The 14,584-nt window shown below is 61.8% G+C and carries 9 protein-coding genes and 3 pseudogenes; 10 read left to right on the top strand and 2 right to left on the bottom strand.

The features are described 5' to 3' along the window. Positions 1-28 precede the first annotated feature (28 nt). The gene (locus tag AC0V2S_RS04340) at positions 29-1,156 is read right to left on the bottom strand and encodes an FUSC family protein (protein WP_475508651.1); all 1,128 of its coding nucleotides are present in this window, start codon (positions 1,154-1,156) and stop codon (positions 29-31) included. Between the two features lie 178 nt (positions 1,157-1,334). Further along, on the bottom strand, positions 1,335-1,880 hold the full coding sequence (locus AC0V2S_RS04335; RefSeq protein ID WP_475508650.1) for a YaeQ family protein: 546 nt from the start codon (positions 1,878-1,880) through the stop codon (positions 1,335-1,337). Between the two features lie 96 nt (positions 1,881-1,976). Between AC0V2S_RS04335 and AC0V2S_RS04330 the strand changes: the two genes are divergently transcribed. The 10 genes and pseudogenes from AC0V2S_RS04330 to AC0V2S_RS04285 all read left to right on the top strand — a co-directional run bounded on the left by AC0V2S_RS04330 (position 1,977) and on the right by AC0V2S_RS04285 (position 14,462). Beyond that, on the top strand, positions 1,977-3,176 hold the full coding sequence (locus AC0V2S_RS04330) for a CaiB/BaiF CoA transferase family protein (RefSeq protein WP_475508649.1): 1,200 nt from the start codon (positions 1,977-1,979) through the stop codon (positions 3,174-3,176). 259 nt (positions 3,177-3,435) lie between these two features. After that, positions 3,436-4,302, top strand: coding sequence for a TIGR02285 family protein (locus tag AC0V2S_RS04325; protein WP_475508648.1), 867 nt, complete (start codon positions 3,436-3,438; stop codon positions 4,300-4,302). A 102-nt stretch (positions 4,303-4,404) separates the two neighbouring features. Next, positions 4,405-5,316, top strand: coding sequence for a LysR family transcriptional regulator (locus AC0V2S_RS04320; protein ID WP_475508647.1), 912 nt, complete (start codon positions 4,405-4,407; stop codon positions 5,314-5,316). Between the two features lie 123 nt (positions 5,317-5,439). After that, a complete protein-coding gene (locus AC0V2S_RS04315; RefSeq protein ID WP_475508646.1) occupies positions 5,440-6,918 on the top strand; it encodes a gamma-aminobutyraldehyde dehydrogenase in 1,479 nt (492 codons plus the stop codon). 117 nt (positions 6,919-7,035) lie between these two features. Then, a pseudogene (gene ydcS / locus AC0V2S_RS04310) lies at positions 7,036-8,194 on the top strand (putative ABC transporter substrate-binding protein YdcS). 226 nt (positions 8,195-8,420) lie between these two features. After that, a pseudogene (locus AC0V2S_RS04305) lies at positions 8,421-9,460 on the top strand (ABC transporter ATP-binding protein). Position 9,461: 1 nt separating this feature from the next. Next, positions 9,462-10,396 (top strand): annotated as a pseudogene (locus tag AC0V2S_RS04300) (ABC transporter permease). Next, positions 10,386-11,195, top strand: a complete 810-nt coding sequence (locus tag AC0V2S_RS04295) for an ABC transporter permease (RefSeq protein WP_475508645.1) — start codon at positions 10,386-10,388, stop codon at positions 11,193-11,195. Before AC0V2S_RS04300 ends, AC0V2S_RS04295 begins: the two are co-directional and overlap by 11 nt. Before the next feature lie 26 nt (positions 11,196-11,221). Next, the gene (locus AC0V2S_RS04290) at positions 11,222-12,646 is read left to right on the top strand and encodes a gamma-aminobutyraldehyde dehydrogenase (RefSeq protein WP_475508644.1); all 1,425 of its coding nucleotides are present in this window, start codon (positions 11,222-11,224) and stop codon (positions 12,644-12,646) included. A 310-nt stretch (positions 12,647-12,956) separates the two neighbouring features. Beyond that, positions 12,957-14,462 (top strand): APC family permease, encoded by a 1,506-nt coding sequence (locus AC0V2S_RS04285; protein ID WP_475508643.1) that lies wholly within the window; start codon positions 12,957-12,959, stop codon positions 14,460-14,462. The last annotated feature ends 122 nt before the right edge of the window (positions 14,463-14,584 follow it).

Raw genomic sequence — 14,584 nt, 5'->3', positions numbered from 1 at the left:
GAATCTGCCTGATCGGCGCGGGGGTGTTTCAGTCGTTCAGGCGGCGCGCGCCTTCTATGTTCCAGTGCCGCTCAATTTCGCCGAGTCGCAGTCTAAACCGTTCCACCTGCTCAGAGAAACGCATGGCCAGCCAATGCATGCCCTGCGTCGTGGCGTCTCCCACCGGGGCGACCGAAGCGTCTGCGGGCATGCTGCTCGATGCGTCGTTGCTCTGGTGCAGCAAGCTCACCCGTCCAAAACGCAGCGCGCGCGCCGTGCGCAAAAGCTGGCGACGCACGGCGTACTCACGCGGCGTGCAGGCGAGTGCGAAACCGCCCGCGTGGGTCGCGTGACCGTCCGCGTCTCGCTGCTCAGGCAACGAATTGATCAGCATCTCCAGCGTTTCAAGGATTGATCGATGCAGCCGCTGAATCTCCTCCAGCCGCACGATGGGCACTCGGGTTTCTTTGGCCACCGACTCCATCAACGCGCGCGCCTGCACCAATCGTTGGCTCATGACCACGAAGCGACTGGTGGTTTGCTCAGCCAGTAGCGGCTTGCCGTCGACTAACGCGCCATACAGCCGCGCGCAATCGCGCAGGTTGTCGGCCAAGCGATAGCGCCACGAATAGACCGCGTATTGCGGCAGCACAAACGAAAACGCCACCGCGATGGAAATACCGATCAGCACATTGGCCGTGCGCCACAGGCCGGTGCTGAAATCCAGATCGCCATGACCGGCGACGATCACCATGGTGATCGCTGTCAACAGCGCGACGTAGCCGGGCCGGCCGATCGCGTAGTAGGCGCAGGCACCGGCGATGATCGACATCAGCGCAAAGAACAACAGCAGCGAGCCGCAAACACTCTGGACGAATATAAGGAACAGCCCGATCAGCGCGCCGAGCATAGTGCCAAGTGCGCGCTCCATGGCTTTCTTGCGGACATTGCCGTAGTGCTGCAAACCGCCGACCACGACCAGCAGCGAGACCGACGCCCATACGCCATGCGGCAGATTGATGCCGGTGGTCAGCAAAATGGTCGTCGCCATCGCCAACCCCACGCGCACCGCGTGGATCACGTTGGCATGCTGGTAGCGCAGATACGGCGAGGTAATCGCGTGGAGGAAGCGCGCGAATCGGCCGCGTCGGTGAGGAGTAGGAGCTGCAGAACGCATGGTGCCTTTGCCTCGGTAAAAGCATCGGGGACTTGATCGGTGTTGGCTTTAGCTCCCCTCTCCCGCCTGCGGGAGAGGGGCTGGGGGTGAGGGCTGCGGCAGACGCAACATCTAAAACCCTCACCCTAGCCCTCTCCCGCAAGCGGGCAGAGGGGACGGACCGAGCTAGGGCGACTAATTACTCCCCCCGATCCCCCATCAACCACTCCAACTGCACTTCATGCTGACCACGGTCATCGGTCACAAAAATGGTGCCTTCGCTGATCATCACCGCCCAGGTAATGGTGCGCGGCATGTCTTTGGCCAGGTTTTCCAGCGCCTCTTGCGGCACCGCGGCGATGTTCACGTTCTTGAGCATCTTCGCCGCGTCCACCACCTTGGTCTGCCACACGCGCAGGCTGCCGTAGGCCAGCAGGCTGGTGCGTTCGGTGCGGCGTGAGCACCAGGTCAAACGGTCGGCGTCGGGCAGGCCTACTTCAATCCAGTGCAGCACACGGCCATCCAGGCTCTTTTCCCACAGGGCCGGCTCATCCACATCCGACAGGCCACGGCCAAAGCTCAGCTCTTCGCTGTACCACAGCGCATAGGCGAGCAACCGCACGGTCATGCGCTCTTCGGTTTCGGAAGGGTGACGGGCGATGGTCAGGCGCGAGGTGGCGTACACGCCCCGGTCGAGGTCGGTGAGGTTGAGGTCGACTTTATAGGTCGTGGACGGCTGGGCCATGGTTCGGCTTCTAGGTAGGGGCAAAGGCGGCAAGTCTACCGCAAGCGACCGCTGCGGGTTAGAGTCGCGGCCATTGTCTGCCGACCGGATACCGCCATGAACCTCGCCACTAAACCCCTCGCCGGAGTCAAAGTCATTGAGCTCGGCACCCTGATCGCTGGGCCGTTCGCCTCGCGTATCTGCGCGGAGTTCGGCGCCGAGGTGATAAAGGTGGAGTCCCCCGATGGCGGCGACCCGCTGCGCAAATGGCGCAAGCTGTACGAAGGCACTTCGCTGTGGTGGTTCGTGCAGGCGCGCAACAAGCAGTCCCTGACCCTCAACCTCAAACACCCTGACGGCCGCGAGGTGCTGCGCAAGCTGCTCAGCGAAGCCGACATCCTGATCGAAAACTTCCGCCCCGGCGTGCTGGAAAAACTCGGTTTCGGCTGGGACGAACTGCATGCCCTCAACCCGAAACTGGTGATGGTGCGCCTCTCTGGTTTCGGCCAGAGCGGGCCGATGAAAGACCAGCCGGGGTTCGGCGCGGTGGGCGAGTCCATGGGCGGGCTGCGCTATATCACCGGCTTTGAAGACCGCCCGCCGGTACGCACCGGCATTTCCATCGGCGACTCCATTGCCGCATTGTGGGGCGTAATCGGCGCGCTGATGGCGCTGCGGCATCGCGAAGTGAACGGCGGCCAGGGCCAGGTGGTGGACGTGGCATTGTACGAAGCCATCTTCGCCATGATGGAAAGCATGGTGCCGGAGTTCGATGTGTTCGGGTTTATTCGCGAGCGCACCGGCAACATCATGCCGGGCATCACGCCCTCCTCTATTCACACCAGCAGCGATGGCAAACATATCCAGATCGGGGCGAACGGTGATGCCATCTTCAAGCGATTTATGTTCGCCATCGGCCGCCCGGACCTGGCCGACGACGCGACCCTGGCCAGCAACGACGGCCGCGACCTGCGCCGCGACGAACTCTATGGCGTGATCGACCGCTGGGTCGGCTCGCTGCCGCTGGAGGCCGTGCTGGCGGCGCTGAATGCCGCCGAAGTGCCGGCCAGCCGCATCTACTCGGCCGAAGATATGTTTACCGACCCGCAATACCTGGCCCGCGAGATGTTCCTCAGCGCCAAGCTGCCCGATGGCAAAGCCTTCAAGATGCCGGGCATCGTGCCCAAGCTGTCGGAGACACCGGGCAGTGCCGAGTGGGTGGGGCCGCAATTGGGGGAACACAATCAGGCTGTGCTGGCGGGGTTGGGGTATAGCGAGGAGCAGATTGCGGCCCTGAAAACCAGCGGCGCGATCTAGAGTCTGGATCCCCGCCTGCGCGGGGATAACGGAAGTTTTCCATTCGCCACCGATTCCCGCGCAGGCGGGAATCCAGAGTCCATAGGCGAACGCATTGGTGCGCAAAGCACACTCTTGCCAAAACGTACGCCGGTCCCAACTGTGCGCCCGTTCTGGACGCCGCCAGCCCGCAGCCTATATCGTTCGCCGATCGAGTAAGGGCGCGCCAGACGCCTATACTTTTCACGCTGTACTCCCGGCGTTTTCTGGAGTGTTTTCCATGCCTGCAATGCCCCTTCTTCGCCGTTTGGCGCTGCTAGCACTTTGTGCGGTTGGCGCTTTGCCCGCTTATGCAGAAAAACCGCGGCTAATCTGGACCATCCGCGATATGCCGCCCTTCAATATCCTCGAAGGCCCGCTGAAAGGTCAGGGCATTGCCGACCGCATGCTAGCGATGCTGATGGCCGACCTGCCGCAGTACGAGCACATTGTCAGTGTGGCCAATCGCGCCCGTGCCACGCAGATACTCACCAGCGGCGTGCTCAGCTGCGACCCGGGCATGCTCTGGAGCAAGGAGCGCGAGCAGATCATGTACTTCTCCATTCCCACGCTCGGCATCCTTACCAACGGCGTGGTGGTGCGCAAAAGTGATCAGCAGACCCTGGCACCCTTTGTGAAACAGGGCGAATTCGATCTGGCCGCCTATTTAGCCGACGGCCGCTACACCATCGGCACCCTGGTGGAGCGCAGCTACGGCAAGGTGATTGACGCCGAACTCAAGCGCGCCAAACCCAACACCATCATCGTGCACCACGGCACCGACGCCACCTTGAGTCTGCTGCGCATGCAGCAACACCGACGCCTGGATGCCGTGCTCGGCTACTGGCCGGAAATGCGCTACCAGACCCAGGAAGCCAACGTACCGCTGGACGCCCTGGACTATTACCCGATCAAAGGCGTGCCGGCCTATCAACTGGGCTACGTAAGTTGCTCGAAAACCCCCGAGGGCCTGGAAGCCATCAAGGCCATCAACGCCTCCGTGCGCCGCCTGCGTGATGGCGAAGTCATCGACCTGTATGCGCAATGGCTGGACGGCGCCACTCGCGAGGCATATCTGAAAGCGGCAAAAGGCTTCTTTAACGAGTGAAAAGCGACACCACTCGTTCTAAATAAACGATAGCCAGGCTACTCAAGCGATTAATCTCATGGCACTTTAGCGGTCTCTGCCTGCTCAAGAGCCCTCTTCGCCATGATGACCCTGCGCCAAATCCGCCATTTCATCGCGGTGGCAGAAACCGGCTCCATCTCCGCGGCCGCCCAGGCGGTGTTTATTTCCCAGTCCACGCTCACTCTGGCCATCCAGCAGTTGGAGCAGGAAATCGGCGTCAGTCTGTTCAACCGCCACGCCAAGGGCATGACCCTCACCCACCAGGGCCACCAGTTTCTGCGCCAGGCGCATTTGATTCTGGCCACGGTAGATAACGCCAAGCGCAGCCTGCAGCAGAGCACCGACCAGGTGGCCGGCCAGCTCACCATCGGCGTGACCGGGCTGGTGGCCGGTTATTACCTGGCCGACCTGATCACCCGTTTTCAGCGCGCCTACCCCAACGTGGAAATTCGCGTGATGGAAGACGAGCGCCCGTATATCGAGCACTTGCTGGTCAGCGGCGAGATCGATGTGGGCGTACTCATTCTCTCCAACCTCGAAGACCGCCACGCCCTGCAAACCGAGGTACTTACCCACTCGCCGCTGCGCCTGTGGCTGCCGCCGCAGCACCCGCTGCTGGAACACGACAGCATCAGCCTGGCCGATGTCGTAAACGAACCGATGATTCAACTGAACGTGGATGAAATGGGTTTGAACGCCCAGCGCATATGGTCCCGCGCCGGCCTGCAGCCCAACGTCACCCTGCGCACCGGCTCTACCGAAGCGGTGCGAAGCCTGGTGGCAGCGGGCCTGGGGCTGTCTATTCAGCCGGATATGACCTACCGGCCGTGGTCGCTGGAAGGCGACATCATCGAAGCCCGCGCGGTGGTGGATTTAACCCAGACCCTGGACGTCGGCCTGGCCTGGCGGCGAGGCACGGCGCGGCCTGCGCTGGTTGATCCATTCCTCACCGTCGCCCGCGAACAGCTCGACAAACGCAGGCCATCTATTTAATCGAACGCGGCGTTCGGTATTTAGAATTTGTCGCCCACCAAACCGACCTCTAGTCTCTGTTGCCACTCGTATCAAGGCATTTCTGCGCGCTTAACCCGCGCAACGCCTTAGACAAAAACAACAGTGAGCGAACTCGATGGCCGGTGCCGCAACCCCACGCCCTTTTCCAGCGAACTGTTGATCGACGGTCGCCTGGTAGCCGGCGAAGGCTTTGTAGAGCCGATCCTCAACCCCGCCACGGGTGAAACCCTGATTCGCATCAGCGAAGCCTCCACCGACCAGGTGACCGCCGCCATTCAGGCCGCCGACCGCGCCTTTACCGGCTGGGCCCGCACTACACCGCAACAACGCTCTGCCATCCTGCTGAAAATCGCCGATGCCATTGAACAGCGCGCCGACGCCTTGGCCCGCCTGGAATCGTTGAACTGCGGCAAACCCCTACACCTGGCTCGTCAAGACGACTTGAACGCAGCAGTGGATGTATTCCGTTTCTTCGCCGGTGCCGTGCGCTGCCAGACCGGCCAGCTCGCCGGCGAATACCTGCCCGGCTTTACCAGCATGGTGCGCCGCGACCCGATTGGTGTGGTCGCCTCCATCGCGCCGTGGAACTACCCGCTGATGATGGCCGCGTGGAAAATCGCCCCGGCCCTGGCCGCTGGCAACACGGTGGTATTCAAACCCTCCGAACACACGCCGCTGTCGATTCTCAGCCTGGCGCCGGTGCTGGCCGAGCTGCTGCCGCCGGGCGTGATCAACATTATCTGTGGCGGCGGCGAAAGCGTTGGCAGCCATCTGGTCAGCCACCCCAAGGTGCGCATGGTGTCGCTGACCGGCGATATCGTCACCGGGCAGAAAATCCTTCAGGCCGCGGCCAAATCAGTTAAACGCACCCATCTGGAATTGGGCGGCAAGGCGCCGGTGATCGTCTGCAACGACGCAGACCTCAAGGCCGTAGTCGAAGGCGTGCGCACCTGGGGTTATTACAACGCCGGGCAAGACTGCACCGCCGCCTGCCGCATCTACGCCCAGGCCGGTATTCACGATCGCCTGGTAGCCGAACTTGGCGAAGCCGTGAGCAGCCTGCGCTTTGCCCGCAAGCGCGATGCCGACAACGAAATCGGCCCGCTGATCAGCGCCCGCCAGCGCGACCGCGTCGCCAGCTTTGTCGAACGCGCCCTGGGCCAGCCGCACATCGAACGCATCACCGGCGCCGCCGTGCACTCCGGCCCCGGTTTCTACTACCAGCCCACCCTGCTAGCCGGCTGCAAACAGACCGATGAAATCGTGCAACGCGAAGTGTTTGGCCCGGTGGTTACCGTGACCCGCTTCGACGAACTGAGCCAGGCGGTGGACTGGGCCAACGACTCCGAATACGGCCTGGCCTCCTCCATCTGGACCCAGAACCTGGACAAAGCCATGCAGGTGGCCGCCCGTTTGCAATACGGCTGCACCTGGATCAACAGCCACTTTCTGGTGCTGAGCGAAATGCCCCACGGCGGCCTCAAGCGCTCGGGCTACGGCAAGGATTTGTCCAGCGACTCGCTGGAGGATTACAGCGTGGTACGCCACATCATGGCCCGGCATGGCCAGCTGACGGACTGACGATTTCCGTAAGACCCCTACCAGCCCGGCTCAAGACCGAGCGGTTAAGAAAATAAGAAGTACGCAACACGACGTTCAACTGCCCCGAACCCAAGACAGATAAGAGGGATACCTAAAATGTTCGTGAAAAAAACCGCTCTATTGAGTGCGTTGACCACCGCACTGCTGGCCAGCGCCACCTTGCAGGCCGCCGACACCCTGAAGTCCGTAGGTGCCGGTGAAGGCGCGCTGGATATCATTGCCTGGCCTGGCTATATCGAACGTGGCGAAACCGACAAGAACTACGACTGGGTCACCCAGTTCGAAAAAGACACGGTTGCCAGGTGAACGTAAAAACCGCCGCCACCTCCGACGAGATGGTCAGCCTGATGACCAAGGGCGGCTACGACCTGGTCACCGCCTCGGGTGACGCCTCCCTGCGCCTGATCTACGGCAAACGCGTACAGCCGATCAACCCCGACCTGATCCCCAACTGGAAAACCATCGACGGCCGCCTGAAAGATGCGCCGTGGTATGTGGTGGACGGCAAAACCTACGGCGCGCCCTACCAGTGGGCCCGAACGTGCTGATGTACAACACCAACGTCTTCAAGAAAGCCCCGGATAGCTGGAGCGTGCTGTTCGAAGCGCAGAACCTGCCCGACGGCAAGCCAAACAAAGGCCGCGTGCAAGCCTACGACGGCCCGATCTATATCGCCGACGCCGCGCTGTACCTGAAAAACGCCAAGCCTGAACTGAAGATCAACGACCCGTACGAACTCAACGAAACCCAGTACAAGGCCGTGCTTGAAGTGCTGCGTACCCAGCACGACCTGATCCACCGCTACTGGCACGACACCACCGTACAAATGAGTGACTTCAAAAACGAAGGCGTGGTCGCCTCCAGTGCCTGGCCGTACCAAGCCAACGCGCTGAAAACCGAAGGCCAACCGATTGCCACCACCTTCCCCAAAGAAGGCGTCACCGGCTGGGCAGACACCACCATGCTGCACGCCGAAGCCAAGCACCCCAACTGTGCTTACAAGTGGATGAACTGGTCGCTGGAACCCAAGGTGCAGGGCGACCTGGCAGCCTGGTTCGGCTCGGTGCCGGCAGTGCCGGTGGCGTGCAAGGCCAGCGAATTGCTCGGGGCTGAAGGCTGCGCCACCAACGGCTACGACCAGTTCGACAAGATCGCGTTCTGGAAGACGCCGCAGGCTAAGTGCAAGACGCAGGATGCGTGTGTTCCATACAGCAAATGGACGCAGGACTTCATCGCCATCATGGGCGGCAGGTAGTTCTCTCCCCCTCCACCGTCATCCCTGCGCAGGCAGGGATCCAGAATGTTGGATGTTGCGAAGGTTGAGGTCTGACTTTCGATTCTGGATTCCCGCCTGCGTGGGATTGACGGCGTAAATGCTTTTTGCCGTGTTTCACACCCACCCCACTCCGACCGCATTTTGTGTCGGCAAACCCTGATCGGTTCGGGCGGTGGTGGGTGGTTTTTTTGTCCTGGAGTTTGTTATGACCCTTGCAGTGCAATTCACCGATGTGTCCCGCGTGTTCGGCGACGTCAAAGCCGTAGACCGGGTGTCCATCGACATCCAGGATGGCGAATTCTTTTCCATGCTCGGCCCCTCGGGCTCGGGCAAAACCACCTGCTTGCGCCTGATTGCGGGTTTCGAACAACCCAGCGCCGGCTCTATTCGTATTCATGGTGCCGAGGCCGTGGGCCTGGCGCCGTACCAGCGTGACGTCAATACGGTGTTTCAGGACTACGCCCTGTTCCCCCATATGAACGTGCGCGACAACGTGGCCTACGGCCTGAAGGTCAAAGGCGTCGGCAAAAGCGAGCGCCTTACTCGCGCCGAAGAAGCCCTGGGCATGGTGGCCCTGGCCGGTTACGGCGACCGCAAGCCGGTGCAGCTTTCCGGCGGCCAGCGTCAGCGCGTGGCCCTGGCTCGCGCGCTGGTCAATCGCCCGCGCGTTTTGCTGCTCGACGAACCCCTCGGCGCCCTCGATTTGAAGCTGCGCGAGCAAATGCAAAGCGAGCTGAAAAAGCTTCAGCGCCAGCTCGGCATCACCTTTATTTTCGTCACCCACGACCAGACCGAAGCGCTGTCGATGTCCGACCGCGTGGCGGTGTTCAACAAGGGTCGTATCGAGCAGGTCGACACTCCGCGCAACCTGTATATGAAACCGGCCACGCCGTTCGTGGCGGAGTTCGTCGGCACCTCCAACGTGCTGCGCGGCGAGCTGGCGCAATTGCTCACCGGCAGCGCTTCGCCCTTCTCGATTCGCCCGGAACATATCCGTCTGCTCGATGCGACCAACAGCGAAGGCGTGGGCAGCGATGTGCTGGTCACTGCCTGCTGCACGACGTGCAATACCAGGGCGCCGCGACGCGTTTTGAAGTGCAGCTGGAAAACGGCCAGAACCTCAGCGTCAGCCAGGCCAACACCCAATGGCAGCAGAACGCCCCCGCCTTCCAGGCCGGCCAGCAGGTCAGCGTGCGCTGGGCGCGCGAGGCCATGGTGGCATTGACCGATGTCGAGGGCCGGTGAGATGACCGCCTTGTCCATCCACTCCGGCGGCCCAATGCATCGCCTGTCGTCTTTGCTGTACCGCAAACCCAACCTGTACCTGGCAATGCTCTTGGTGCCGCCGCTGTTGTGGTTTGGCGTGATCTATTTCGCCCCGCTGCTGACTTTCCTCTGGCAGGGCGTGTACACCTACGACGAAATGGCCATGGCCGCCACGCCGGACCTCACCTGGGCGAACCTGCTGGCCCTGTTCGAGCCGGCCAACTACGACATCATTCTGCGCACCCTCGGCATGGCAATTGTCGTGTCGCTGGCCAGTGCCGCGCTGGCCTTCCCCATCGCCTACTACATGGCGCGCTACACCACGGGCAAGACCAAGGCGTTTTTCTATATCGCGGTGATGATGCCGATGTGGGCGAGCTACATCGTCAAGGCCTACGCCTGGACGTTGCTGCTGGCCAAAGGCGGCGTGGTGCAGTGGTTTGTTGAGCAACTGCACCTGACCCCGGTGTTGCAGTTCATCCTCGGCATTCCCGGCGTGGGCGGCAGCACGTTGTCGACCTCGCAGCTCGGCCGGTTTTTTGTGTTCGTGTACATCTGGCTGCCGTTCATGATTCTGCCGATTCAGGCTTCCCTGGAACGCCTGCCGCCGTCCTTGCTGCAAGCCTCCGCCGACCTCGGCGCCAAGCCTGCACAAACCTTTATGCAGGTGATTCTGCCGCTGTCGGTGCCGGGCATTGCCGCCGGTTCGATATTCACCTTCAGCCTCACCCTGGGCGACTTTATCGTGCCGCAGCTGGTGGGCCCGCCCGGGCTGTTTATCGGCAACATGGTTTATACCCAGCAAGGCTCCATCGGCAATATGCCCATGGCCGCCGCCTTCACCCTGGTGCCGATCGTGCTGATCGCCATCTACCTCTCCATCGTCAAACGTCTGGGGCTTTCGATGCACTCTGAGAAAGCGTCGTGGGGCCTGAAACTAGCGGCCTGGGGCGGGTTGGTGTTCTTGCACTTCCCGATCCTGATCATCTTTATCTACGCCTTCAACACCGAGCAGTCGGCGTTCAGCTTTCCGCCGCAAGGCTTCACCTTGCACTGGTTCAGCGTCGCCTTCAGCCGCGTGGATGTACTGGACTCGATCAAGCTGAGTTTGCAGATCGCCTGCCTGGCCACGCTGATTGCCATGGTGCTTGGCACCCTGGCGGCAGCAGCCTTGTACCGCCGCGATTTCTTCGGCAAGGAAGGCGTGTCGTTGATGCTGATTCTGCCCATCGCCCTGCCCGGTATCGTTACCGGTCTGGCGTTGCTCACGGCGTTTAAAGCGCTGGGTATCGAGCCGGGCATTTTCACCATCGTGATCGGCCACGCCACCTTCTGTGTGGTGATCGTTTACAACAACGTGATCGCCCGTTTCCGCCGCACTTCCCACAGCCTGATCGAAGCCTCGATGGACCTCGGCGCTGACGGTTGGCAGACCTTCCGCTACATCATCCTGCCCAACCTCAGCTCGGCGTTGCTGGCCGGCGGCATGCTGGCGTTTGCCCTGTCGTTCGACGAAATCATCGTCACCACCTTTACCGCCGGCCACGAGCGCACCTTGCCGCTGTGGCTGCTTAACCAACTGAGCCGGCCGCGTGATGTGCCGGTTACCAACGTGGTCGCCATGCTCGTAATGCTGGTCACCATGCTGCCCATTCTCGGCGCGTACTACCTCACCAAGAGTGGGGAAAGCGTGGCCGGCAGTGGCGGCAAATAAATAACCCCAGAGAGGAGGAGCAATCCATGCAAACCAAACTGCTGATCAACGGCCAACTGGTCGCCGGTGAAGGCGCCGCCCAAGCTGTGCTCAACCCTTCGCTGGGTACCGAACTGGTCACCATCACTGAGGCCAGCGAAGCCCAGGTGGACGCCGCCGTACGCGCCGCCGATGCCGCCTTCGACAGCTGGTCGCAGACCGCGCCGAAAGACCGCTCCTTGCTGCTGCTCAAACTCGCCGACGTGATCGACGCCAACGCCGAAGAACTGGCGCGCCTGGAATCGCAAAACTGCGGCAAACCGTACTCCGCCGCACTGAACGACGAGCTGCCAGCGATTGCCGACGTATTCCGTTTCTTCGCCGGCGCTAGCCGCGTGATGAGTGGCTCGGCCGCCGGTGAATACCTGCCGGGCCACACCTCGATGATTCGCCGCGACCCGGTCGGCGTGGTCGCCTCCATCGCGCCGTGGAACTACCCGCTGATGATGGCCGCCTGGAAACTCGGCCCGGCGCTCGCCGCCGGCAACACCGTGGTGCTCAAGCCGTCCGAGCAAACCCCGCTGAGCGCCCTGCGCCTGGCTGAACTGGCCGCCGATATTTTCCCGGCCGGCGTGCTCAACGTGGTATTCGGCCGTGGCCCAACCGTGGGCGCGCCGCTCACCGGCCACCCGAAAGTGCGCATGGTGTCGCTCACCGGCTCCGTCGCCACCGGCAGCAACATCATCGCCAGCACGGCTGACACCGTAAAACGCATGCACATGGAACTGGGTGGTAAGGCGCCGGTAGTGATCTTCGACGACGCCGATATCGACGCAGCCGTGGAAGGCATCCGCACCTTCGGCTTCTACAACGCCGGCCAGGACTGCACCGCCGCCTGCCGTATCTACGCGCAGAAAGGCATCTACGAAAAATTCGTCACCAAGCTGGCCGAAGCCGTGAGCACCATCAAGTACGGCTTGCAGGACGACGAAGGCACCGAGCTGGGCCCGCTAATTACCCAGCAGCACCTGGACCGCGTGGCCGGGTTTGTCGAACGCGCTCGCGCCATCCCGCATATCAAAGTGCTCACCGGCGGCAAGAAAGTCGAAGGCCCGGGCTTCTTCTTCGAGCCGACCGTATTGGCCGGCGCGCTGCAGGATGACGAAGTGGTACGCCGTGAAATCTTCGGCCCGGTGGTATCGGTGACCGAGTTCAACGACGAAGCCCAAGCACTGGCCTGGGCCAACGATTCGGACTACGGCCTGGCTTCTTCGGTTTGGACCAGCGACGTCGGCCGCGCCCACCGCTTCTCCGCCCGCCTGCAATACGGCTGCACCTGGGTGAACACCCATTTCATGCTGGTAAGCGAAATGCCCCACGGCGGGCAGAAGCTGTCGGGCTACGGCAAAGACATGTCGATGTACGGGCTGGAGGACTACACCACGGTTCGGCATGTGATGTTTAAACACTGATTCAACGCACCACCACCGTCATCCCAGCGCAGGCTGGGATCCAGAATTTCGGACCCTACGAATCGGGTGGTCCGACTCTCGATTCTGGATTCCGGCCTACGCCGGAATGACGGTGGTGGCTGTGACGTTGTAGGTACCCATTTCACCCTCCCCCGGCGCTGTTTGCGTGCACGACAGCGAGGTGAACTGCGGGCTTTTTCCGGGATGCGGCAAGTGCGCCACGGCTGTTTTCGCTGCGGCGCACTTAATAAAAACAGCCCCTACGGGGCAGACCAAAACAGCTGCCATCACTCTTAGAGGAGCTTCAAAAATGAGCGATCACATCGCCGACAGCGACGCGGAGCAATTACGCGCGCTGGGCTATACGTCCAACTTCAAACGCAGCATGAGCGTCACCGAAAACTTCGCCCTGGGCTTCACCTACCTCTCGCCGGTAGTGGGCGTGTACACCCTGTTCGGCCTGTGCCTGGCCGCCGGTGGCCCACCGATGTTCTGGGCTTACTTGCTGGTTGGCCTGGGCCAGTTGCTGGTGTGCCTGATCTTCGGTGAAGTGGTATCGCAGTTCCCGATTTCCGGCGGTGTTTACCCATGGGCGCGTCGCCTGGTGGGCAAGCGCTGGGCGTGGATGGTGGGCTGGGTATATGCCTGGGCACTGGTCGTTACCATCGCGGCCGTTGCCGTGGGCGCCGGTCCGTATATGGCGGCCATGCTGGGCTTTGAGCCAAGCAACAACACCAACATCGGCATCGCCCTGGTGCTCACCCTGATCGCCACCGTGGTCAACCTGAGCGGCACCAAAGTGCTGGCGCGTATCGCCATGTTCGGCTTTATCTGCGAACTGCTGGGCGCGTTGGTGGTGGGTATCTACCTGCTGGTGTTTGAACGTCATCAGCCGTTCAGCGTGCTGTTCAACACCTTCGATATCGCCATCGACGGCTCGTACATGCCGGCTTTCCTCACCGCTTCGCTCGCGGGCATGTTCCTCTACTACGGCTTTGAGGCCTGCGGCGATGTGGCCGAAGAAACCCCGAACGCCAGCCGCAGCATTCCCAAGGCCATGCGCATGACCATCTACGTCGGTGGTGTAGCAGCAATGTTCGCTTGCCTGGCGCTGATTCTGGCCGTGCCGGACATGACCGCCGTGATCAACGGCACCGACAAAGACCCGGTAACCACCATCCTCAACAACGCCTTCGGTGTCACCGGTTCCAAAGTGGTAATGGGCATTGTGATGGTGTCGTTCATCTCCTGCGTGCTGAGCCTGCAAGCGGCCGCCAGCCGTCTGCTGTACTCGTATGCCCGTGACGAGATGATCATCGGCAGCAGCCTGCTGAAAAAACTCTCGCCGACCACCCACGTACCGACCACCGCGCTGCTGGTATGCGGCGTGCTGCCGGCCATCGTGATCTGCCTGGGTTTTGTGCTGCAAGACGCCATCGCCACCATCGTGAGCTTTGCCGCCATCGGCATTTACCTGGCCTTCCAGATGATCGTCAGCGGCGCGCTGTTTGCCCGTCTGCGCGGCTGGAAACCGAGTGGTGCCTTCACCCTCGGTGGCTGGGGCATGGCAGTTAACATCGGCGCGCTGGTGTACGGCGTACTGGCCATTATCAACATGGCCTGGCCGCGCTCCCCGGATGCCGCGTGGTACGTCAACTACGGCATGCCGTTGTCGACCGCCATCGTCATCGGCTTGGGCCTGGTGTACATGGTGGCGCGCAAACCTTACGAAGTCGGTACTGCGCCGGCAGGTGATGCGTGGAAGTTGGCCGGTAGCAAACATGCGCCCAAGGGCGCTGTAGGCGACGCGGTTTAAACGGTACTGACGCCCGGCTAATCCCCGGGCGTTTTTGTTTCTGCACCTGTGGGAGAGGCTTCAGCCTCGATGCTTTTGAGCTGAAAAGCATCGAGGCTGAAGCCTCTCCTACAAAAAGCTAA

It is taken from the genome of Pseudomonas sp. CC11G (assembly GCF_056174845.1).
This window is presented reverse-complemented; position numbering and strand designations above follow the sequence as displayed.

Bases quoted from the DNA above. Each gene is read 5' to 3' on its own strand.
- AC0V2S_RS04340 (WP_475508651.1), bottom strand. From the start codon at position 1,156: ATGCGTTCTGCAGCTCCTACTCCTCACCGACGCGGCCGATTCGCGCGC.
- AC0V2S_RS04335 (WP_475508650.1), bottom strand. From the start codon at position 1,880: ATGGCCCAGCCGTCCACGACCTATAAAGTCGACCTCAACCTCACCGAC.
- AC0V2S_RS04330 (WP_475508649.1), top strand. From the start codon at position 1,977: ATGAACCTCGCCACTAAACCCCTCGCCGGAGTCAAAGTCATTGAGCTC.
- AC0V2S_RS04325 (WP_475508648.1), top strand. From the start codon at position 3,436: ATGCCTGCAATGCCCCTTCTTCGCCGTTTGGCGCTGCTAGCACTTTGT.
- AC0V2S_RS04320 (WP_475508647.1), top strand. From the start codon at position 4,405: ATGATGACCCTGCGCCAAATCCGCCATTTCATCGCGGTGGCAGAAACC.
- AC0V2S_RS04295 (WP_475508645.1), top strand. From the start codon at position 10,386: ATGCACTCTGAGAAAGCGTCGTGGGGCCTGAAACTAGCGGCCTGGGGC.
- AC0V2S_RS04290 (WP_475508644.1), top strand. From the start codon at position 11,222: ATGCAAACCAAACTGCTGATCAACGGCCAACTGGTCGCCGGTGAAGGC.
- AC0V2S_RS04285 (WP_475508643.1), top strand. From the start codon at position 12,957: ATGAGCGATCACATCGCCGACAGCGACGCGGAGCAATTACGCGCGCTG.